Here is a 20,128-nt window from a genome sequence, read left to right as displayed (position 1 = left end):
CCCACGCCGGTGCTCAGTCTACGGTCACCGCGCCTTCCCGCCACTCCACAACGCCCGCGATGAGGTTCCACGCGCGGCGGACAGCGTCGAGGAGCTGTCCGTCGGTGACCGCGGCCTGGGCGCTGCCGGGCTGGCCCTCGACGTGGCCGGCGGCCGCGGCAGCGGAGATGGCCGGGTCGGTGGCGATGAGCGGGGCATAGCCGGGCCCGAGGAGGTCCGACGGGGTGAGGGCGCCGCGAGCGAGAGCCGAGCGCAGGGGGTAGCCGTCGGTGTCGGGGCGTTCGGCCAGCACCTCGCGGGCGATCCGCACGAAGGCGGCCCGGACGCGGGCGCAGAAGTCGGCGTTGCACATGAGCCGCGTGTGCTCGTCGAGCAGAGACGAGATGAGCATGTTCGTTTCCCTTCGGGCTACTTGACGTAGGTCACCTTGAGCTGAGGGGCGTACGCCTCGCCGACGCCTCGGGCCCTCCCGTAGAAGGCGGACGAGGAGTTGTTCGGGTCGAGCGCGATCCCGCGCCAGAGGGTCGAGTCGAAAATTGCAGTGATATCAACCCACTTGCCTTGATTCCGAGACCAGGAGACCGACATCGCTTCGGAGTCGCAGGAGAACGACGCCGGACGCGACGCGTGCTTGTGCGCTTTGAGGACCGCCGTCCCGCCGGTGTTCGAGTACCAGTGCTCGTAGTACAAGAAGAGCTCCGCCCGCTGAATGGAGGCGCCGGACAGGTCGGTGGCCAGGCTCGCGGGGAAGCCGATCAAGGCGGATTGCATCCCGTTCGTGGAGCTGTAATACCCCTGCAAACACTGGTTGTTGTAGTACGCGTTGTACTGCGAACGGTTGGCGTACGAGCCGGACCAGGACGCGTTGTAGATCTTCGTGTAGCTCTTCTTCGCCGGCGTGACAGTGCCGCCACCCGTGTTGTAGACGCCGGTCTCCGGAACGTACGGGCCGATGTCCTCGACGGCGAAGATCCCGAGATACGGGGCGGCGCCGAGGAGCCGGACGGTCTGCCCGGCCGGGCCGCCTTGCGCCCAGAAGCTCACGAGAAGGCGACGGACGCCGCCGCCGAGCGCACCTCCGGACTTGATGGTCTCCAGGTGGACCCGGGTCCACCCGGCGCCAGGCAGGGGCTGGGTGATGGACTGGATCTGCGGGGAACTGATCGTCGGGGTGGCGGCGCCGCCGTCGCGCAGGACGACCGCGATCTCACCGCCGGCCACATTGGGGTCCGCGTAGGCGTCGAAGGTGATCTTGTACATCCTGCTCGTGTCCGCCTCGAAGGCGAGCTCGATGTAGCCGTACTCGCTCGACCCGGCGGTCACGGCGGTGGCCATGTAGTCGACGGCGACCAGGCCCCGGGGAAGGCGCGCGAGGATTCTCTCCAGGGGGTCGCCGCCGACGGACAGCTCGCCGGCGACGGAGAGGTCGGAGAACGCCCCGTTGCCCTGCTGGTCGATCGTGGCCACCGGCCGCCCGTCCGTGGAGAGCGTCAAGTAGTTGGGACGGCCGGTCACCAGCGAGACGGACTCCTCGCCCTGGGCGTCGTACAGGCGTAGCCCGTCGGGGGCGATCTCCGCGCGCGTGCCTCCGGTGGCCGACGACATCACGGGGCGCAGCTCGACGTTGTCGAAGTAGACCGTTCCGGAGCCGGTGGGGCTCTGCAGGCCGGGGACGCAGTAGGCGGCGCCCGCGGGCGCGGCGTGGATGAACGTCCCCCGGCGCCAGACGCCGTCCGCCGGGGGGCCCGCGTTCGAGATGACGCTGTAGCTGAGGTGGGCGCCGTTGGTGTCGAGCCACTGCAGGGACATGAGCAGACCGTTCCTGCCGACGAAGTCAGTGCCGCCCTTGAAGTCGAACGCGGCCCAGTAGCGTTCGCCAGCGGTGACCGGGAAGCGGCTGTAGAGCAGGGTGCGCGGGGCGGAGGAGATGAGGGTGAACCTCAGCGCCTTGCCCGAGGAGTTGCCGCCCGTGACGACCGCGACGCCGGGCAAGCCGACGATCCTGCTGGCGATGTACCCGGTCTCGAAGGAGGGATCGGGGATCAGGTTGCCGGTAACGCCGACGGCAAGGTGGTCAACGGTAACGGCCCCGAGTTTGATGTGGGTGGCGTTGACGGCGCGCTCAGCAATCTTGGGCTCCGTGATGCTGCCGTCGAGCACATCTTCGGCCACCACCGGCTCTGGGCCGACCGGCCCTGTGGACGCGGACGGCTCCGATGCGGCCCCCGAGGTGTTGCGGGCCACGAGGCGAACGTGGACCGGCTGCTCCGTCGGTACGGTGACGAGACCGCCCTGCGGGGACTCCAGCGTGGCGGCGAGGGTGTGCGGTCCGGGCGTGAACTCGGGCGCGGTGCCGGTGTGGACCTCGACGCGCGCGAAGTCCAGGGGGGTGACGGCCCCTTCGGCGAAGGTGCCGTCCCAGACCGCCGCGATGCCGCCGAGCACCGACGTCACGGCGGGTGCGGCGGGCTCGGGCGGCGGCGGGCCGTTGACCACGTTGATGCCCGCGGTGCCGTCCGGCTGCGTGCCGACGACCGCGCGCAGCGAGCCGTCCTCGTCGTACACCTCCACCGCGCCGTTCTCGATCGAGGAGTACGCCAAGGAGGACGTGCGGGTGCTGCGGCTCAACCGCCTCTCCAGGTCGGCGACCCGCGCGACCAGCCGGGTTATGTCGCTGCTCACGAGCTGCCTCCCATGTAGGTGAAGCGGTCGGCGCGCTGGAGCTGCAGGACGGCCTGCTCCGGCTCTTCGCCGGCGCCGGGCCGAAGCTGCCAGCCGACGATCCGGCACCAGGCGTCGAAGGTGGTCCACTCGTCGTAGACCCGTACGGGCACGTCGTCGCCGATCTGCCAGGACCCGATCGGCGCCGCCGGGTGGTCGCGGACGACGACCTCGGTGACCTCGCCGGTGATCTGCCGGGAGACCCGCTCGGTGCGGGCCCGGGCCGCGAGCCGGTCGTTCCCCTGCTCGTTCGGCACCTCCAGCAGGTGCTCCAGGCGGAGCCGGTTGTCGCGCGCGGCGTCGGTGGCGCGGCGTCGGCTGCGCCCCTCGCCCGCGCCGAGGGCGACGACGACCTGCGCGGCCTGGTCGGCGTCGTACTCGACCGGCACGGCGCGGACGATGTTCACGCCCGTCGTGAAGGAGATGTCCGTACGCCTCCGGCCCAGGCGGGGCCACCCCAGGCGCATGCGCAGGGCGGGCTTGCCGTCGCCGGTCCAGGAGACGTCCTCAGTCCATTCGGGTCCGCCCTCGACGGCGGTCATGTCCTCGATGACGCCGCCAAGGGTGGGGGCGTCCCACCAGTCGACGTGGTACGGCTCGGCGGGGGTGCCCACCGTCACCTTCGACGTGGTGGCGTCGACGGCCACGCGCAGGTTGCCGTCCGGCTGCCCCTGGCAGTAGGCCCACACGTCTCGGATGACCTTGCAGGGGTCGGCGTAGACGTAGGGCCCGCGCCCCCCGAGGTTGCCGTGGAGGTCGTGGCGCCGATGCGGGTAGGAGCCGACACCGGCCGCCTCGATGCGCATCTGCTGGCCCTCGGGGATGCTTCTCCACACGATCCCGCCCCACAGGAGCCGGCCGTCGCGCTCGGCGTAGATGAGGGAAGCGCCGGGGTCGAACTGCGACCGGTCGAGGTGGGCGAGACGGGGCTCGACCACGGCGGTCAGGGCCCCGGTCCCGGACAGGGCAGGCCCGAACTCGACCTGGCTCAAGGGCAGGTCAGTGGCGAGGAACGCGCCTGTCAGGGCGTTCTGCGTGAGGTATCGGTACGACGGCATCAGACGACGCCCTCGCTGAAATCGACGTCGCAGATCGCCGTCGTGACGACATCGGCCTGCAGGACGCCGGCTTGATCCGAGTCGAGAGCGATCATCGCGTTGAGCGGCTGGACGGTGCCCCGCATGGCGGCGGGGATGCTCCGCGTGTCGGCGGAGATGAGGTGGATGCGCTCGGAGCCGTCGGTCGTGCCGGTCTCGGCGGTGACGGACTGGCCCTGGACCACGCCGAGCCTCCAGGCGGAGTGCGCCCAGATCCCGCCCTTGAGTACCTGGACGCCGGCAATGTTCAGCACGATGCGTACCGTCGTTGCCCACGGCGGAACGGTGATGTTCCACCTCGCTGCGGGCGGCCACGCCACGAAGGTCCCGATGGGGTTACCGGCCCAGTTCTGGTCCCCCGACGGGGAGGCCGTGTAGAGGCTGCGCTCCTTCCGGGGGTTCGCGATGCTCCGCAGGTCCTTGATCATCGCGCTGGTGATGGTGGCCGTGTTCGAGGGGACGTCGATGCGGGCCAGGGGGATGGCCGTCATCCCGGCGGGTGGAGCGGTCGTGCTTGCGGACACGCCGCTCACGACGTGGAAGTAGCCGATGTCCTGGGTCAGCGGGTCCCGGGTGCCCTCGTACTCGGGGTCCTCGACCCGGAGCGTCACGAGGTCAGAACGCGCCGAGGCGCCCGTCGGGGCGATGGGGACGACCGCGTCGCCGACGTTGTACTGGGTGTAGCTGCCCTGGGCCCAGCTCGCTCCTCGTACGACGGCCGAGCCGTCGCCGACCCGGACGCCGGCGCCGGGCGTGGTCAGCGGGCTGACGCGCAGGTCGTTGCCTTCGGTCACTCCGGAGCTTCCGCGAGCGAGGTCGCGGATCATCATGCGCATGGCCCGAGCGGGGTGGACTCCGCCGTGGACCATCATCGGGGGCTGGATCAGTGCCATCGGGGATTCCTCACAGGGCGGTGTACGCGTCGCGCCACGTGATGGCGAGACGGGTCGTGTTGGTGTAGTCGGTCGCCGTCCAGCGCAGTTCGGACCGCCCGGGTGGGATCTGGAACTGGTCGAGACGGCTGGACGTGCTGAGGGCGGTCTGCGCGCTGCCGAACCCGTTCTTGACGACCCACCGCGCTCCGAGGCGGGTGTCGATCTCGACGTACTCGCCGGGGCCGAGCGTCAGCGCGAGCTGGAGCGCCTTTCCCGTCTCGGCGATCCACACCCTGGGGTTCGCGACGGGGCCGCTGATCCGCAACTTCGGGAACGCCGGCAGGTCCCCGCGGTTGGTCATCCAGCCGGGCCTGGTGGCGGGGTTGGACACGCCGGTGGTGATCGGCGCGATGACGGGGGCCTTGAAGCCGAAGGCGTCCTGGGAGATGTCGAGCGGCAGGACGAGCGACTGCTCCACGTCGTCGTGGACGGTCGAGTCCAGGGCGTCGAAACCCAGGTCGAGGGGCACCCACCCGTGGATGAGCTGCGCCGTCGTGATCGCCTCGGCCCGCCGGACACGCCCGTAGAACCGGCGGGCCGGACGGCCAGGCCACTTCACCCTCAGGGAGGTGAGCGCGCCCGCCTTCTTCCGGACGGCCGCCGTGGCCGCCATCCGGTGGAGAGCGGCGAGGGCGTCGGCCGCCGCCGCCGGGTCGCCCGGCGTACGGATCGCGGCCTCGATGCGGACCGCCCTCATGCCGTAGTAGTCGACGCCGGGGAAGACGCCGTCCCCCGCGGGGCTGTCGACGTCCTGGCTTCGCAGGTCGGGCGTGCCGAAGCCGGGCACGTCGGCGATCACGTACGGGGTGCCCGGTCCCATGAGGAGGCCCCCGACTTCGATCTGGAAGTCCTTGTTGAGCTCAGCCACTAGATCCGGCCTCCTCGCTGTGCGTTGCGCAGCCGGCGCATGATCTCCGAGCCGACCTCCGCCGCCACGTTCGTGTCGGGGCGGCCGGACACAGTCACCGGCATGGATCCGATCAGCGCCGCCGGCTGCTCGCGCACGACGACGACCTTCACCTGTCCCTCGGGATGGGCGGCGACGAGCCGGGGAGGCTCGGCGGTGGCGGAGGTGAGCCGGTAGCCGAACCGCTGCGCCACGTCGTGGAGGACGGCCGTCGCCGAGCTGCGCTGGCCGGTGCCCAAGGGGATGAACGCCTCGCCCTCCGTCTGGGGCTCCGCGAACCGCACGATCCCGTTGCTGGTGGCGTAGAGGCCGGGGGTGAGGATGCCGCCCTGGAGGTAGGACAGGCCCTTGTTCGCGCGGGACAGGTCGGAGAAGAACTTCGCGCCCTTGGACCCGAGGGCCGTCTTGATCCGGTCGTAGGCCAGGTTCGCCAGCTCGATGATGACGTCCTCGTCCAGGCCGGTGGTCGCCGCGACCTCGTGCAGGCCGACCTTCGAGGACTTCACCGCGGCGATGATCGCCACGAGGTCCGTCAGGTCCTCGTCGCGGACCAGGCCGCCGGCGGACTTCGCCGCGTCGTTCGCGGCCTTCGCCTTCTTCTTGTCCTTCACCGCCTGCCCGGCCAGGAGTTCGGCGTCGGCGTCGCCCTGCTCGGCGAGGAGCTTCGCCAGGTCGCCGTACCCGCTGGCGGCCAACGTCGCGAGGTTCTTCTCGAACGTCTTCTGGTCGGCGACCGCGGCCTTCAACTGCCCGGTGAAGTCGCCCAAGGTGGCCTTGGACGCGTCCGCCAGTGCCCGCAGGTCCGCGGCCATGTCGTTGAGGTACTTCGAGCTGCCGGTGGCCATCTTGCGGGTCAGCTCGATGCCGTCCTCGCCCATCGCTTCGAGGGCGTCGGCGACGTCCTGGCCGGCGCGACGGGCCACCGTCTGGAGGTCGGTGCGCCAGCGGCGGGCGACCGACACGGCGCGGTCGAGGTTCTTCGCGAAGAGCTTGAGGTCGAACTTGCCCTTCTTGGTCTTCGAGTCCCCGGCGATCCCGGACAGGTCGAAGAGCTGGGGGGACTGGGTGACCTCGTAGTCGAAGCCGCTCAGACCGCCGTTGGCGAACCACTCGATGCTGGAGGGGTCGCCGCCGAGGCGCCGTACGGTCTCCTCCACGATCACTCGGGACCTCGGCCGCTTGGAGCGGTGGAGGGGCACGTAAGCCTCGCCCCCCGTGGAGTCCTCCGCCCATACCCGCCACGCGCCCGCGGGCGCGATCTGCGCGACGTGCTGTTCGCGGACGCCGCCCTGGGCGTAGAAGTCCAGGACGCTGCCCCGGGCCTGGGGTGCCTGGATCTTGTCGGGCACCCCGTTCGCGTCCTGGTCCCACGGCGACGACTGCCGCTGGAGGATGATCGGCACGACGATCGGCGGTGGTTTCTGCGCGTTGACGCTGACCGTGACGGACTTGCTGCCGGGGATGTTCTGCACGGACACGCCGATCGCGTCGAGCTGCGCCTTGACCGCCGCCATGTCCCCGGACAACAGCGCGGACGTGAGCGCGGCGGCGGCCTCCGAGCCCTTCTGGTGGGACACCTGGGCGATCAGGGCGAGGGCGCCAGACCACTCCTCGCGGGCAGCGGTGCCCGCACCGGCGAACGCGGCCACGATCTGCGCGAGCTCGGCCTCGGGCACCGGGAGGTCCGCTCCCCACACCTGCTGCAGGCTGGTCATCGCCCGTTCGACGTCTCCGGACAGCAGCGCGTCCTCGAACGCGCCGGCCGCGTCGGTGCCCTTCTCCCTCGCGATGGAGGCGAGGATCCCGAGGCCCTTCCGGAACTTGTCGCCGGCCCCCTTGACCGTCTTGTCGACGGCCTTGTCGAGGTCCATCAGCGCCATGTCGCCGAGGACCTTCTTGAAGGCCACCGGATCGTTGCGCTCAGCCGCCGTCGCCCACGCGCGGGCGATCTTCTGCCCGTACTCCTCCGCGATGCGGGCGGTGTTCTCCAGACCGATGCGGTATCCCTCGTTGGACCGCTCCATGTCCTCCAGGACGATGTCGCGCAGCTCGTCGGCGACCTTCCTGTTGCCCTTCTTCAACTGCTCCGCGAGCTCGTCCAGCATCGGAGCGGCGTCGATGCCGAGTCCGGCGAAGTGGTCCGCGAGGTCGGCGTAGCCCTGGACCGCCAACTCGCTCAAATTTCCCTGGAAGTCGCGCTGCGCGACCAGCTGCCCGCGCAGCTCGTTCATGTAGTCCTGGAGCTTGACCTTGGCGGTGTCGGCCTCCTTCCCCGCCTTCCTCAGCGCCTCCGCGACCTTCTGCTGCGCCGAGCGGAACGCCTCGGCCGGATCGACCGCCGACCCGACGACCTGGGCGAGCGCCCGCATCTCGTCGGTGATCTGCGCGGCGCCGGTCTTGTCGACGTTCGCCAGCGACATCAGGTCGAAGATGCCGCCGGTGCTCGCGGCCTGCTGCTTGATGCGGGAAGCGACGATCGCCTGCTGGTTGGCGAGGTCCGCTTCCTTCTTGACCGCGTCGGTCCACACCTGGTGCCGCTCGTCGAGGAGCTTCTTGGCCTCGGACCACTGCAGCAGGTCGTTGACGTTGCCGGACTTCTCCCGTCGCTGGACCGCCTGGGTGTAGGTCAGGGCGTCCTGGTCGAGGCGGGACTTGAGCGCGGCGAGCTTCCCGCCGCCGGCGGTGATCGCGTCGATCGCCTCGGTCGCGCCGATCCCGACCTTCTTCAGGTCCTCCAGCGCCCCGTCCGCGGTGAGCTGGTCGACCAGCTCGCGGAGGCCGAGTCCGGAGCCGCCCTGCTCGCGCTCGGCCTGCAGTGCCCTGATCAGTTCCTCGGTGGCGTCCTTCGCCTTCTGCTTCGACGCCGTGTAGGCCGCGTATCCGGCGATGCCGAGGGTGAGCACCGCGAACAGCCCCGACACGGCGAGGCTCGTGCCGGCGAGGAGGGTCGGCATCCCCGTGCCGGAGGTCGCCGCTGCCGCCTGCGCGATACGGAAGGCGGCGATCTGGGCGGTGACCTTCTGGTAGGCGGCGCGCAGCAGCAGCACGCCGACCGCCGTGGCGGCGATCACCGCGAGGGTGGACTTCATCGGGCCGGGCATGTCCTGGACGGCGCCGACCACCGTGTGGATGACCGTCCCGACCGCTTTCAGCGCCGGGAGCAGGGCCCGCCCCAGGTCGATTCCGAGCGCCCGCGCCTGGTTGGCGGCCAGCTGCCACTGGCCGGCCACCGTGTCCGTCTGGATCGCGTACGCGCGCTGGGTGGCGCCCGCCCTCGCCACCTCGACCGCGATGCCGGCGTAGGTGTCGCGGTAGTTCTGTCCGTCGGCCGCAGCGAGTGCAAGGGCCGCGCGGGTGGCACGGATGTCCTTCCACATGTGCTGCAGGCTCTCGGCGGTGCCGCCAGCCGCCGTGTTCAGCTTGTTGACCACTACGTACAGGCCGTCCTGCCGCAGGGCTGCCGACGCCGACTCGTAGCCGAGGTCGCGGATGACGTTCCGCAGGTCGGAGGTCGGCGCCATCATGCGGGTGAGCAGCATGTTCAGCGCGGTCGCGGTCTCGGCCGCGGGTATACCGGTCAGCGTGACCGCCGCGAACGCGGCCGACAGGTCATCGAACTCGACGCCGGCCGCCGCCGCCATCGGCACCACGTCGCCGAGCTGCTGCGCGAGCTCCTCGAAGGAGACGACGCCGAGGTTGACCGTCTGGAACATGGTGTCCATGACGTCCGTCGCCTGGCTGGCGGGCATCCCGTACGCCTTGAGGACGCCGAGGAGCGCGCGGGCGGCCGTCTCCGACGTGGTCAGGCCGGCGGCGGCTCCCGTGGCGGCGACCTCCAGGATCTCCAGCGCCTCTTGGCCGTCGAAGCCCGTACTGACGACCTGGTACAGGCCCTCCGCGAGCTGCTGCGCGGTCTGTGGCAGCTTCGTGGACAGCTCCACGATCTGGTCGGTGAACTGCCCGATCGTGTCGCCGTTGATCTGCTGGCTGATCGTCATGACATTGGCCATCTCCCTTTCCAGGGCGATCGCTTGTGCCACGCCGACGCCGAGCGCGGCGCCGAGGACGAGAGCGTTCTGCGCCGACCGGGCCGCCGCGTGCTCGCGGGCCTGCGCCAGGGCGGCTTCGGCCTGCATGGTGCGGGCTGCGGCGGCCTGCCGGGCGCGGGCGGTCTGCGCCGCCGCTTCGTCCTGCTGCCGCGCCGCCTGCCGGGCACGCTCCGAGGACTGCGCGGACAAGCCGGCCGCCCGCGCCGCGAGGGACTGAGTCGTCTGCACCCGCTGCACCGCCTGCGCGTGCACCTCTGCGGCCCGGGCCGCGGACTGCTGTGCCGTTGCCGCGGTCCGGGCCGCACGCTCCGCGTCCCGCCCGCTGGCCGTCGCCGCCCGGCCAGCCATCGTCTGTGCGACGGCCTGCGCCCGCGCAGCCCGCTCACCGGCCTGCACCGCCGCGGCCCGCGCCGTCTCCGCTCGCGCGGCCGTCTGCGCGGCGACGGTCTGGGCCCGCCCCGCGCGCTGCTGGAGCTGGGCGGCGCGCTGGGCCGCCGCACTGGCCCGGCCCTGCGCCGTCACCATCTGCGCCGACGCCTCCGCCTGCGCGCGGGCGAGCGCCTGCGAAGCGGCCCTCACCTGGTTCAGGCGGCCGGCCGTCGCGCCGAGCTGCCCGTCGAAGGCCCTTAGCTGTCCCGCCCCCTGCCGCAGGCCGGAGGCGAGGCCCCCGGTGGACGCGAGCAGGTTGACGTACAGGTTGTAGCCGGAGGCCACGTCAGGCTCCCTCTCTGGGCCTCAGCCCGATCTTCACCCCGCGGCCCTCGGCCCCCGAGGGGACCTGCTCCCGTTCCATCTCGATCAGCTCGCACCCCACGCAGCGCACCGGCTCGGGCACGTACGCGAAGCGGTCACCGCCGAGTTCGGGGTCCCACTCCGCCATGCGGGTTCCGCAGCCGTCGCACGTCGCCCGCTGGTACGCCTGCCAGGCCAGGGCCTTGGCCCGGTCCAGAGCGGTCCACCGGCCGCCGGTGTCCGCGCCGAGGTACTGGCTGTGCGGGATGCCGTACGAGGCGCACACCTGCATCTCGGCGCGGAACTGGGCGTCCTCGATCAGCCTTTTCCCAGGTCAGCCCGGGGAGTCTGGTTGACGAGGAGGGCCGCCGTGAACAGCGCCTTGGCGTCGGGGTCCGACCACGCGTCGAGGAGTTCCTGCGCCTCCTCCGCGGTCATGCCATCCGTCGAGGACGCAGAGATCAGCGCGGCCGGGAAGGTGTCCACGTTGTACTCGTGGCCCCGGTCGGCGCCCTGTTCCGTCGGCGGGTGCTCCTGCAGAAGGTCCTCCCACACCGGCCGGGGAAGGGCGCGGAAGGTCAGCGTGATCGTGGCGTCCTCCAGCACCGCGTTCGCCTCGGCGAGCTTCGAGTCGGCAGCCAGGACGTTCGGCTGGCCACTGATCCAGGCCTCGCGCTGCTCGGCCGGGATCTCCTCGGCGTCCGCCCTCCGGTCCGCCTCCGAGCGGGCCTTCGCCAGCGCGAGCGCCGCGTCCGCGACCGCCTTCTTCGCCGCCGGGTCGTCGGCGAACGTCGCGGTTCGCTCAAGGAGCTTCCGCCGCCGCAGGCGCTCCATCTTCGCCGCCCAGTGCGCGTCACGGGCCACCGCGTGCGCCGGCGGTTCGACGGCCACGACGGTCCCCTCCGGCTGCTTGCCGCTCACGCGCCACCACCCGGAGCAGCGAGGGCCGGGATGGCGCTGTCGAGCGCCGGCTTGGAGGTGATGTTGAAGGAGACCCGGAACTTCGCGGGTTCGGCCGCCGTCGTGTAGCTGGCGGACCGGGCGCCGACACGGACGGGGAAGGTGTCCATGGACGGCGACGCAGGGATGTCGCCCTTCCTGAGGATCACCACGTACCCCTCGACGCCCTTGCTGAGGAGGGTCTCGACGCTGGAATCCTCCCTGTCCTCGTAGAAGGTCAGCGCGCTGTTCTCGGCCTTGTCCTCGCCGGGGATGGAACTGGTGTAGTCGGTGCCCATGTCCGGGGTGTCGATCGGGGTGTTCTCCAGCGCCCACCCTTCGACGTCGCTGATGCGGTCGGACAGCTCGGTGCCGGCGGCGATCTCCGCACGGCTCGGGCCGTTCTTCGGGTTGGCGATGGTGGTGAGGAAGAAGAACTTGCTCACGCCACGGCGCATGAACCGCTTCTGAGTGGTCAGCTCGGGCATCTGGGTGACTCGCTCTCCGGGGACTGGCCCAGAGCACGCAGGGGCCGTCCCCATCAGGGGATTCGGCCCGTCACGTCGTGCGAGCGTCCGCGTATACCTCCGCGGTGAGGAGCATCAGGTCGGCGTGGTCACCCAGTGGTGGTGACGTGCACGGCGAACCGCTGGACATAAGAGTACGTGGATCCGGCCACGGTCATACCGTCCTCGCGGTCGAGGTCCCGGCCCATCACCGTGTACCCGGTCGGCAAGGTGATCGGGTACTGCCAGCCGGCACCCTTCGCCGTGCGGCCGAGGAATGCCGCACGCACCCGGTCCGCCCCGGACGACGCCGCCTCGGGGCTGCTGCCGACGGTGGTCACCTGGAAGAGGAGCCGGGCGTCGGCCGCCTGGTCACCGAACGGGGGCCCGCTCACGGACTGCCCCAGCTCGTACAGCACGTGATAGGGGAGCTGGGCACCGGTCGGCAGGGACTGGGACGTCGGCACCGTGCTGTACCCGCAGGACCGACCTGACGCGGCCACGATCGTCTGGATGACCGCTTGGGCCACCTGCCTGCCGGGGACGCTCACTCGTCCTCCTCGTTCCGGAGGCGGGCGGCGACGGCGTGGCCGACCGAGTTCGCTTCGAGTTCCGTCAGCGCGTACCGCAGTAGTCCGATCCGGTCCCAGACCGGCATGTTGGCCGGTGCCGCCACCGTAAACAGGCCCAGGTCACCGTCGCGGTCGATCACTTCGATGCTCAGCGTCATCCGCGACAGGATGCCGAGGCCGAGCGTGGCCAGGACCTCGCCGACGGCGCCTTCGAGGGCTTCGGCGAGCTGGTCTTCCGACACCCCGCTCACGTCTGCCCGCCTCCCTCCGCGACCTGCCGCATCCCCTCCAGGAACAGCGGTCGGATCGCCTCGACGGCCGGGCCGACGTGGGGGTACGGCCGCTGGGCGTACGTGCGGCCCAGCGCGTCGGTGCCGACGAAGCCGTACTCCAAGCGGCGGCCCTGGGGCTTGTTCGTGCCCACCGTGCCGATCACGTCCGTACCCGACGCGTACACGGCGTGCGACCACGACCTCCGGTAGTCGCCCGTCGGGGCGTTCGGCCCCGGTCGCCCTGAGGCATTGGCCTTGACCCGGGTCTCCAGCAGCATCGCGAAGTGCCGCACCAGGGCGACGGAGTGCGGAAGGACCAGGGCAGCGCGCCGGTCCAGCGCCGCCGCGATCTGCGCGCCGTTGGTGTAGAGCCCGGCGTCCGGGTGGGCGTTCGTGTGCGGGTTCAGGATCCCGGCCATCTCAGCTCGGCTCCCATCCGGCCCACTGCCCGCGGGCCCACTCCCCCAGCAGTTGCAGCATCGCCCGTGTCAGCTCGTTCGGCCTGCCGTCCTGCAGGTCGTGCCGGGCGAGCGCCGTCTGTTCGAGCTGGGCGGCGTCGATCGCCTGGAGGAATTCCGCCGCCGCCGGCCCCGGGTCCGGCGGGACGCCGACGACGACCCGGGCCAGGCCCTCCAGGGCCGTGGTGCGGTGGGCGGCCAGCTCCAGCACGACGGTCGGCTCCCGCCCGGCTTCCTGCTGCACGTGGTAGGAGTGCAGCAGGCGGGACACGTCCTGGCCGTCGATCTCCACGGTCGGCCGCGCCGCGTCCGCGACGATCCGCACGTGGTGCAGCCCTTCGTTCTGCTCGCTCACACGCCCACCGCCAGTGCGCCGGTCTGCTCGTCCAGGCGCGTCACCCGCACGACTTCCACCGTGGACGCCTGGGTGCGGGCCTCCACGAACCAGGTCCGCCCGGCGAACCCCTCGTCTCCTCCGACCACTTCGACCTGGTCCCCCGGGTCGGCGACCGGCGCGGAGAGCGGCGTCATCAGCTGATACCAGGCGGACGCCTCCCCCAGCCAGTCCGCTCCCAGAAGCTGCCGCACCGCGATCTGGCCGTGCGTCGACAGCAGCGCGCCCGCGCCCTCGTAGATCGTCGCCCAGACCGGCGCCCCGTCCTCGGGGGCGGTCTCGCCGGTCGGCCGGCGCACCCGCACCGTGTCCGTCATCAGGTTCTCCAGGTCCGTCCGGACCTGCTCCAGGTCGACCATCAACTCCCGCCGTTCGCAGTCGTGTCGTACGTCAGCCAGGTCAGGCGGAGCACCGGGGCACTGGACCGCTCGACCGACTCGACCTTCCACTTGCGGCCCGTCGCGTCCGGGTCCGCCGACGCCGTCAGCGTCACGGTGTGCTCCGGCGTCGCCACCGGCGCCGAGAGCGGGGTGAACATGCGGTACCGGCCCGCCTTGGAGACGGGAGTTCCCTGTCCGTCCTGCACGGTCACCGTCACGTCCGCCGCGCGGTCCGGGAGGACCGCCCCCGCCCCTTCCCACAGCACTACGTCCGGGGTCGACTCCCACGTGTCGGGGTTGAAGACGCCCGGGATGTAGATCCGTACCGTGTCGGTGCAGACGCGCTTCTCGGCTACCGCGCGAGCACGCGCGAGGGGATCGGCCGGCGTCGTCATGGCCTCAGTATGCGCAGGTCAGACGGCCTTCCGCACCGGTCAGATCATGGCTCTGCGCAACGGGAATCCTGGCCTTTCCCGGCCATGATCGATACTTCCTCAGCCTTCCCTGAACGGCATGGAAAAACTTCACGGTCGCACTCGGTGCGCGAGCGAAGCCGCGCCGCCGCGCACTCCTGCGGCCGGGGTTACCGTGCTCCTACCAAGCTGGGCCCCACCCTCGGGGCCCTGAACAGTCTGGGGGGACCTTGAAGAGATGGACTGTCGCCGCGGCGGCAGTGGCCGCGCTGGCGCTGACCGCGTGCTCGAACGCGTCACCGGAGGGGAAGTCCGGGCCCGCCGTGACTCCGCCGGCGATCACGTCGACCCCGCCGCCGGTGATCACGTCGGCTCCGGAAGTCGAGTACACGCCCGTCCCCATCACGGCGTCGATTCAGTGCACCGGCGTCGACACCGAGTTCAGCACCCCCGGCGAGGCGTGGTCCGGCTCGTACTCCCTCTGCGAGGGCACCGTTTCCGGAGACAAGCTCAGCCCGACGGAGCAGAAGGCGCTCACGACCGCGTACGGCAAGAGCGACGACGGCGACACCAGCCCGCTCGGCACCCTGTACGGGATGTGCGCGCAGAACGCGACCGACAGCTTCGGCTACCTCGAGGACGCGGGCTCGCCCGAGCAGATCAGCGAAGTCCGCGGCGCGCTCCTCCTGTGCCCCGACCACCCACAGAAGAGCCGCGTCACCAAGCTGCTGGCCGGTGCCGAGAAGGACAACCGGCTCTCGGAGGAGGGCAGGATCTTCGGGTCCGGTGTCCTCACCGTCGGCGAGGACGTGCAGCCCGGCACCTACGTCACCACCGATGTGACGAACTGCTACTGGGAACGGACAGACCGGAACGGCAACCCGATCGACAACTACTTCTCGACCGGCGCCGCCCGCGTCCAGGTGACGATCCACGCGAGCGACTATTCCTTCAACAGCGAAGGCTGCGGGGAGTGGAGGCCCGCCAAGTGACCGCACTCCTCTGTTGACCGGCCTATCTACACTTGATGATGAACGACGCTGGCCCCCCTCAACGCACCTGAGGGGGGCCAGCGGTTCAATCTGGCTCTTACTCTACGAAAGCGACGAAAGTCGCCCATGCGGAAGCAGGCACAAGGAAGGCCGGTCCGTCATCGAGCTTGGAGTCGGTCACACCGACCTTCTCTCCGAGGTCGGCCACCTCGACGCACGCACCACCGTTGCTGTCGCTGTACGAGGACTTGGTCCAGGCGGTCTTGGGGGCCAGTTGGGAGGCCCGCGGGTTAGTAGCGATGGCTCTTCCATCCTTGCGTGAGTTGGTACAGGAAATCGGCCGTCTTGGCCGGCGCCAATGCGCTCTCACGCATGGCGTCGAACCCGCGAGCTGCCTTGGCAACCGCCCGGCGGGCATCCGTGACGGAGATGGTGTCCGGCAGGTCCGTCTGAACCACAGGGTCCACGTCGTCAGGGAAATCGAGAAGGATGAAATTGGACCTCGCCCGGTACGTGACCACCTCGTGAGGGAGGATCTGAACGGTCACGTTCTCCAGCTCACTGAGTGCGATGATCTCGTCGTACTGGGCCCGCATTATGTCGGGTCCGCCGATCATCCGCGCAACTGCCGCCTCGTCCATGATGACCCGGAGTTCCAGCGGACTGTCCTCGCGCGTGATCAGTTCCTTGCGTTCGAGCCGCATCTTGGTGTTCGTCTCGATGAACTCGCTGGTCGTCTCATCGACGGGCTTGGCGAGCTGGAACAGCGCCCGGGTGTACTCCTGGGTCTGAAGCATCCCGAAGACGACGTCCGGCTGGAAGGCGCGCATGACGTGCGCAGCCTCCTCCAGCCCACGGTACGTGGGCATCTTGGAAGGCATGAACGCCTTGTACGGCGTCCAGGGATCCTTGCTCAGGGACTCGCGGTGCAGTTGGAGCAGCGTCGCACGGTCACCTTTGTCGATCACGTCGTAGAGCGTCATCAGGTCTTCAAGGTCCGACGTCCGGGGCAGGTCGATATCACCCGTCTCCACTCGGACCAGCTTGGTGTGGGAGAACCCGAGCCGGTGCCCCACTTCCTCCTGAGTCAGCCCCTTCGCTTCTCGTAGTCGACGGAGCTCCCTCCCGAGTTCGCGTCGCCGGAATGTCGCTCCTCGTCGCGCTGCCACCCTGTGCCGTCCTCTCCTGCTACGTGTTGGTGCTCATCGAGACCTCTGCTCACCGCCGACGTGCCCTCTGTCCCCGAGTGTCCCACCCCCTGTCCCCCCGTGAACACGCCCCTGTTGGTGCTCTGGCACATGCCATTTTTCATTAACTCTCACATGCGCTTGCACATTAACTCTCACATGCAGGACGGTTGTTGAGCCAGAGGATACGCGGGTCAGGCCGAGCGAACCGGCCTCTCAGAGAGCGATATCCGCAGCTTCAGTACGCCCTCACGGCCCATGGAGATGCTCACCATGCAGTCCATCAAAGGCTCCTCTTCTGTGGCACGAACGAGCGACCCCACCGCCTCGGAACGAGCTGGCCGGAGGTGGCCGTTCACGATGGGGTTGGAGCCCCCCAGCCCTACTCAGCGACGCCTTGAGCGGTTACGCGACTCGCTGAACAGCCACGTCACCGGCGGGGGCTCCGGGACCCGGGTGATCCTGTACGTGAAGACCCTGCCGGGCGAAGACCCGGAGCCGCACTTCAAGCGGCTGCGCGACAAGGCAGCCGGCCGGGAGTGGGTCGTGCGGCGCACGATCCACGACGACTCCGGAGAGGTCGTTCCCACCAAGAGCGCAGCGTGGAACCAGCTGATGAAGGACCTGGCTGGTGGCTTCGCCCGAGGCGTACTGGTTCCGACGTACCGGCACATCAGCGTGGACGAGGCGTACTACGAGGACGCTCTCCACCGCATCCACGAGCACCGCTGCATGACCTCGCTCCTCGTCCCGGAACCGGCGACTTGAAGGAGTCCCGCCCGCTGGCTCGCCGATCGCGGCGTGGGATGGCGGCAGATCGCCGGCCAGATCCTCTTCGTCGCCCTCGTCGGCTGGTCCGTGGTCACGCTCGCCCTGTACGGAACCACCCCCTGAGGAGCCCCAGATGAGCGCCCTGACCATGCGCACCCCCGGCCAAGCCTTGGCCGCGATCATCCCCGAGCCTGCCGAGCCCTTGCCCGTGGACCTGTTCAGCACCGCGCTCGGGAACACCTTCGAGCGCCGTTTCGAACCGGCCCGGCTGCACCGCGTCAACATCGCCCCCACCGGCGGCGCTTACGAGCAGAGGAACCGGTCATGATCTTTGCCCCCGCCCCTGTCCAGGCCCTGCCGGACTGGGACCTCCTCTACCGGCAGGGCGCGCTTTCCCAGCCGATCAGCGACGGCGAGCTGTTTCGCTTCCGCGACCGTACCGACGCCGCTCCCGGTCAGACCGTGGTCGATGTCGGCACGGGGCTGGGGACGCTCGCCTGCCGGACGGCTCAGCTCGGGCTGCGCGTCACCGGCTACGACTCCTCCCCGGCCGCGATCGAGCGCGCCCACCAGCACCACGCCGAGCACTCCACCGCGAGGTTCGAGCTCCACGACTTCGACGCCGATGCGATCCCGCCGCGTCTCATACCGGGCAGTGTCGACATCGTGACCTGCCGCCACGTGCTCCAGTTCCTGGACGCGCCCAGGTTCCTCACCGACGTCCGCCGGTGGCTGAGGAGGAACGGGGTGCTGCACGTGACGACGGCCGTCGCCGAGAAGCTGCCCGCCGGCTCGAAGGCCCACGCCCTGCCCGAGGCCGCGGTGCAGGGGCTGGCCCAAGGCTGGGCCTCGTACGACCGCTACGACCTCGACCCCGGCGGCATGGTCACGGCCGTGACTCTGCGCGGACCGTACGGCTGATCCGAACTCGCTCCCGGCCTTGTGCCGGGTCCGATGCCCATGACGGGGCTACGGGCCGGGAGCGGCACCACCTCCCGGCACGGACTGTTCGCCAGCCGTTTTCTTCCTCGGGCGGCGTACGGCGGAGTGCCGAGGTCCGTGCCGGGAGCCCCTACCCGGCGCTACCTCTCATTGCAGGAGCTTCCGGGGACTGGTTCCACCTCCACGAAGGGCAATCCATGAAGACCTCCAAGGCCATCCTCATCGCCACCGCCACGGTCGCCGTCGGCATCCTGAACGCGGGGCGCCTGCAGCGGGGAAGGACCGAGCTCGCCGAGAAGCACCACCAGGAGACGATCGAGCTCTCCAGGGAGCAGCACCAGCAGCGGCTCCGGCTCGACACGGCCGCTCTCCACCAGCGGCTGCTCGCGGCCATCGCGACCGATCCCGAGCACTGCGAGATCTGGAACAAGGGAGACATCACCCCGGAAGAACTCGCCAACATGGTGCGGGTCAACCGCCAGATCAGCCTCAACCACCTCACCTTCGAGCTGGGGCTGACCAGTCCGGAGAAGCTGCTCGTACAGGCCCGCAGCCTCATGGAGCGGCCGATCGTCCGGGACTTCTGGGGCAAGACCCGAGACTTCCGGTCCCAGGAGTCCGACGGTGAGGCCACCCAGACGTTCATCGAGATCCTCGACCGCGAGTACGCCGCGGCCGCCACCGAGAAGCCCGTCGTGAACACCGTCGCGTAGCTTCACCCCACAGCTCCGGTGGCCACACGGTCGATCCGCCTCACCCGATCCCGTGTGGTCACCGGTCACCAGCTCCCGCCCGGCGCTTCGCCCTGGCGGGATCCGCCTCCAGCTGAGCATCCCTGGACAGGTCGAGCAGCCGGAGGCGTCCCTTCATCGGTCCGGCACATCCCGCGCCTGACCCGACGCCACCCTACGCAGAGGAGTCCCACCATGCGTAAGCCCGTGCCCTCCTTCCGATCCCTCGTGCAGGCCGACGGCCTGGTCCGAGTCGTCGGTGCCCACACCGCGCTCGGTGCCACGATCGCCGAGGAGGCCGGCTTCGACGCCGTCTGGTCGTCGAGCCTGGAGGTGTCGGCGTCCCGCGCCCTGCCCGACTCCAGCCTCCTCACGATGACCGAGTACCTGGAGGCCGCCGCGAACATGCAGAAGGCGATCGGCGTACCGGTCGTCGCGGACTGCGACAGCGGCTACGGCAACAACGCCAACGCGCGCCACATGGTCCACGAGTACGAGGCGGCCGGCATCACCGCCATCAGCGTCGAGGACAAGAAGTTCCCCAAGATGAACAGCTTCGCCGACCGCGGCGACAGCCTCGTCACCACGGACGACTTCTGCCGCAAGCTCACCACCGCGAAGAACGCCCAAACCAACAGCGACTTCTTCGTCATCGCGCGCACCGAGGCCCTGATCAACGGCCGGCCCGTGAGGGAGGCGCTGGACCGGGCCCGCGCCTACGCGGACTCCGGCGCGGACGCCATCCTCATCCACTCCAAGGAGAAGACCAACGAGGAGATCCTCGCCTTCCTGGAGGGGTGGGAGGCGAAGCTGCCCGTCGTGGTCGTCCCGACGACCTACCCGGACTGGTCGGCCCGTGACATGGCCGCCGCCGGCGTGTCCGTGGTCATCTACGCCAACCAGGGCCTGCGCTCCACCATCAGCGCCCTGCGGGGCACGTACGCGTCGATCCTCGACAACGGCGACACCGTGAAGCTGGAGTACGACCTCGCCCCCGTCAGCGACATCTTCGCCTACCAGGAGCTCGCGTCCTGGCAGGCCCTCGACTGACGGCCGCCTGCGGGTGCGGGGTCCCGGGACCCCGCACCCGCCGTTCCTCCTCCCCCTTCTCTCCTCCGCCGAACTGGAGT

At 70.2% G+C, this 20,128-nt stretch carries 23 protein-coding genes; 6 read left to right on the top strand and 17 right to left on the bottom strand.

All coding sequences use genetic code 11. The annotated features are described in order from the left end of the window. Positions 1 to 13: 13 nt before the first annotated feature. The 15 genes from ADL08_RS08495 to ADL08_RS08425 form a co-directional block, all read right to left on the bottom strand. Positions 14 to 391, bottom strand: coding sequence for a hypothetical protein (locus tag ADL08_RS08495; protein WP_053641456.1), 378 nt, complete (start codon positions 389 to 391; stop codon positions 14 to 16). A 17-nt stretch (positions 392 to 408) separates the two neighbouring features. Further along, on the bottom strand, positions 409 to 2,682 hold the full coding sequence (locus tag ADL08_RS08490; protein ID WP_053669168.1) for a hypothetical protein: 2,274 nt from the start codon (positions 2,680 to 2,682) through the stop codon (positions 409 to 411). Further along, on the bottom strand, positions 2,679 to 3,779 hold the full coding sequence (locus tag ADL08_RS08485; protein ID WP_053641454.1) for a hypothetical protein: 1,101 nt from the start codon (positions 3,777 to 3,779) through the stop codon (positions 2,679 to 2,681). The genes ADL08_RS08490 and ADL08_RS08485 overlap by 4 nt, the downstream gene beginning before the upstream one ends. Then, positions 3,779 to 4,711: a hypothetical protein gene (locus ADL08_RS08480; RefSeq protein ID WP_053641453.1), complete on the bottom strand. Its 933-nt coding sequence runs from the start codon at positions 4,709 to 4,711 to the stop codon at positions 3,779 to 3,781. Before ADL08_RS08480 ends, ADL08_RS08485 begins: the two co-directional genes overlap by 1 nt. Positions 4,712 to 4,721: 10 nt before the next feature. Next, complete coding sequence (locus tag ADL08_RS37110; RefSeq protein ID WP_053641452.1) at positions 4,722 to 5,621, bottom strand: phage distal tail protein; 900 nt, start codon at positions 5,619 to 5,621, stop codon at positions 4,722 to 4,724. Then, positions 5,621 to 10,423 (bottom strand): phage tail tape measure protein, encoded by a 4,803-nt coding sequence (locus ADL08_RS08470; RefSeq protein WP_053641451.1) that lies wholly within the window; start codon positions 10,421 to 10,423, stop codon positions 5,621 to 5,623. Before ADL08_RS08470 ends, ADL08_RS37110 begins: the two co-directional genes overlap by 1 nt. Position 10,424: 1 nt before the next feature. After that, positions 10,425 to 10,733 (bottom strand): hypothetical protein, encoded by a 309-nt coding sequence (locus ADL08_RS08465; RefSeq protein ID WP_053641450.1) that lies wholly within the window; start codon positions 10,731 to 10,733, stop codon positions 10,425 to 10,427. Positions 10,734 to 10,759: 26 nt separating this feature from the next. After that, complete coding sequence (locus ADL08_RS08460; RefSeq protein ID WP_053641449.1) at positions 10,760 to 11,362, bottom strand: hypothetical protein; 603 nt, start codon at positions 11,360 to 11,362, stop codon at positions 10,760 to 10,762. Next, a complete protein-coding gene (locus tag ADL08_RS08455; protein WP_159043029.1) occupies positions 11,359 to 11,838 on the bottom strand; it encodes a hypothetical protein in 480 nt (159 codons plus the stop codon). Before ADL08_RS08455 ends, ADL08_RS08460 begins: the two co-directional genes overlap by 4 nt. A gap of 158 nt (positions 11,839 to 11,996) precedes the next feature. Next, on the bottom strand, positions 11,997 to 12,353 hold the full coding sequence (locus tag ADL08_RS08450; protein WP_159043028.1) for a hypothetical protein: 357 nt from the start codon (positions 12,351 to 12,353) through the stop codon (positions 11,997 to 11,999). 80 nt (positions 12,354 to 12,433) lie between these two features. Further along, positions 12,434 to 12,709: a hypothetical protein gene (locus ADL08_RS08445; RefSeq protein ID WP_053641446.1), complete on the bottom strand. Its 276-nt coding sequence runs from the start codon at positions 12,707 to 12,709 to the stop codon at positions 12,434 to 12,436. Further along, positions 12,706 to 13,149 carry an HK97 gp10 family phage protein gene (locus ADL08_RS08440; protein ID WP_053641445.1) on the bottom strand — a complete coding sequence of 148 codons (444 nt, stop codon included), beginning with the start codon at positions 13,147 to 13,149 and terminating at the stop codon, positions 12,706 to 12,708. The genes ADL08_RS08445 and ADL08_RS08440 overlap by 4 nt, the downstream gene beginning before the upstream one ends. Position 13,150: 1 nt before the next feature. Then, positions 13,151 to 13,543 (bottom strand): hypothetical protein, encoded by a 393-nt coding sequence (locus ADL08_RS08435; protein ID WP_053641444.1) that lies wholly within the window; start codon positions 13,541 to 13,543, stop codon positions 13,151 to 13,153. After that, positions 13,540 to 13,941 carry a DUF6093 family protein gene (locus ADL08_RS08430; RefSeq protein WP_053641443.1) on the bottom strand — a complete coding sequence of 134 codons (402 nt, stop codon included), beginning with the start codon at positions 13,939 to 13,941 and terminating at the stop codon, positions 13,540 to 13,542. The genes ADL08_RS08435 and ADL08_RS08430 overlap by 4 nt, the downstream gene beginning before the upstream one ends. After that, entirely contained in the window at positions 13,941 to 14,357 is a 417-nt protein-coding gene (locus tag ADL08_RS08425; RefSeq protein ID WP_053641442.1) for a DUF6093 family protein, read from the bottom strand. Before ADL08_RS08425 ends, ADL08_RS08430 begins: the two co-directional genes overlap by 1 nt. Positions 14,358 to 14,734: 377 nt before the next feature. Here ADL08_RS08425 and ADL08_RS08420 point away from each other — a divergent pair, with 377 nt between their 5' ends. After that, positions 14,735 to 15,367, top strand: a complete 633-nt coding sequence (locus tag ADL08_RS08420) for a hypothetical protein (RefSeq protein WP_159043027.1) — start codon at positions 14,735 to 14,737, stop codon at positions 15,365 to 15,367. A gap of 97 nt (positions 15,368 to 15,464) precedes the next feature. On the opposite strand, the gene ADL08_RS39160 is transcribed toward ADL08_RS08420, so the two are convergent. Further along, positions 15,465 to 15,737, bottom strand: coding sequence for a DUF397 domain-containing protein (locus ADL08_RS39160; protein WP_420709580.1), 273 nt, complete (start codon positions 15,735 to 15,737; stop codon positions 15,465 to 15,467). Beyond that, on the bottom strand, positions 15,658 to 16,536 hold the full coding sequence (locus tag ADL08_RS08415; RefSeq protein WP_053641440.1) for a helix-turn-helix domain-containing protein: 879 nt from the start codon (positions 16,534 to 16,536) through the stop codon (positions 15,658 to 15,660). Before ADL08_RS08415 ends, ADL08_RS39160 begins: the two co-directional genes overlap by 80 nt. 378 nt (positions 16,537 to 16,914) lie before the next feature. On the opposite strand from ADL08_RS08415, the gene ADL08_RS08410 reads away from it, so the two are divergent. The 5 genes from ADL08_RS08410 to ADL08_RS08390 all read left to right on the top strand — a co-directional run bounded on the left by ADL08_RS08410 (position 16,915) and on the right by ADL08_RS08390 (position 20,048). Further along, complete coding sequence (locus tag ADL08_RS08410; protein ID WP_159043026.1) at positions 16,915 to 17,322, top strand: hypothetical protein; 408 nt, start codon at positions 16,915 to 16,917, stop codon at positions 17,320 to 17,322. A gap of 136 nt (positions 17,323 to 17,458) precedes the next feature. Then, on the top strand, positions 17,459 to 17,653 hold the full coding sequence (locus tag ADL08_RS08405; protein ID WP_053641438.1) for a hypothetical protein: 195 nt from the start codon (positions 17,459 to 17,461) through the stop codon (positions 17,651 to 17,653). Further along, positions 17,650 to 18,246: a class I SAM-dependent methyltransferase gene (locus tag ADL08_RS08400; RefSeq protein WP_053641437.1), complete on the top strand. Its 597-nt coding sequence runs from the start codon at positions 17,650 to 17,652 to the stop codon at positions 18,244 to 18,246. Before ADL08_RS08405 ends, ADL08_RS08400 begins: the two co-directional genes overlap by 4 nt. Before the next feature lie 218 nt (positions 18,247 to 18,464). Beyond that, a complete protein-coding gene (locus ADL08_RS08395; RefSeq protein ID WP_053641436.1) occupies positions 18,465 to 18,980 on the top strand; it encodes a DUF6082 family protein in 516 nt (171 codons plus the stop codon). 213 nt (positions 18,981 to 19,193) lie between these two features. After that, a complete protein-coding gene (locus ADL08_RS08390) occupies positions 19,194 to 20,048 on the top strand; it encodes an isocitrate lyase/phosphoenolpyruvate mutase family protein (RefSeq protein ID WP_053641435.1) in 855 nt (284 codons plus the stop codon). Positions 20,049 to 20,128 lie beyond the last annotated feature (80 nt).

It is taken from the genome of Streptomyces sp. NRRL F-6492 (genome assembly GCF_001280125.1).
In the GTDB taxonomy this organism is placed as follows: domain Bacteria; phylum Actinomycetota; class Actinomycetes; order Streptomycetales; family Streptomycetaceae; genus Streptomyces.
The sequence above is the reverse complement of the archived record's forward strand: the minus strand, read 5'-3'. Positions and strand labels throughout refer to the sequence as shown.

Excerpts from the sequence above, each read along its gene's own strand:
- ADL08_RS08395 (WP_053641436.1), top strand. The coding sequence starts at position 18,465 with ATGAAGACCTCCAAGGCCATCCTCATCGCCACCGCCACGGTCGCCGTC.
- ADL08_RS08455 (WP_159043029.1), bottom strand. The coding sequence starts at position 11,838 with ATGCGCCGTGGCGTGAGCAAGTTCTTCTTCCTCACCACCATCGCCAAC.
- ADL08_RS08410 (WP_159043026.1), top strand. The coding sequence starts at position 16,915 with ATGGGGTTGGAGCCCCCCAGCCCTACTCAGCGACGCCTTGAGCGGTTA.
- ADL08_RS08465 (WP_053641450.1), bottom strand. The coding sequence starts at position 10,733 with ATGCAGGTGTGCGCCTCGTACGGCATCCCGCACAGCCAGTACCTCGGC.
- ADL08_RS08485 (WP_053641454.1), bottom strand. The coding sequence starts at position 3,779 with ATGCCGTCGTACCGATACCTCACGCAGAACGCCCTGACAGGCGCGTTC.
- ADL08_RS08440 (WP_053641445.1), bottom strand. The coding sequence starts at position 13,149 with ATGGCCGGGATCCTGAACCCGCACACGAACGCCCACCCGGACGCCGGG.
- ADL08_RS08430 (WP_053641443.1), bottom strand. The coding sequence starts at position 13,941 with ATGGTCGACCTGGAGCAGGTCCGGACGGACCTGGAGAACCTGATGACG.
- ADL08_RS08425 (WP_053641442.1), bottom strand. The coding sequence starts at position 14,357 with ATGACGACGCCGGCCGATCCCCTCGCGCGTGCTCGCGCGGTAGCCGAG.
- ADL08_RS08405 (WP_053641438.1), top strand. The coding sequence starts at position 17,459 with ATGAGCGCCCTGACCATGCGCACCCCCGGCCAAGCCTTGGCCGCGATC.
- ADL08_RS08480 (WP_053641453.1), bottom strand. The coding sequence starts at position 4,711 with ATGGCACTGATCCAGCCCCCGATGATGGTCCACGGCGGAGTCCACCCC.
- ADL08_RS08390 (WP_053641435.1), top strand. The coding sequence starts at position 19,194 with ATGCGTAAGCCCGTGCCCTCCTTCCGATCCCTCGTGCAGGCCGACGGC.
- ADL08_RS08495 (WP_053641456.1), bottom strand. The coding sequence starts at position 391 with ATGCTCATCTCGTCTCTGCTCGACGAGCACACGCGGCTCATGTGCAAC.
- ADL08_RS08400 (WP_053641437.1), top strand. The coding sequence starts at position 17,650 with ATGATCTTTGCCCCCGCCCCTGTCCAGGCCCTGCCGGACTGGGACCTC.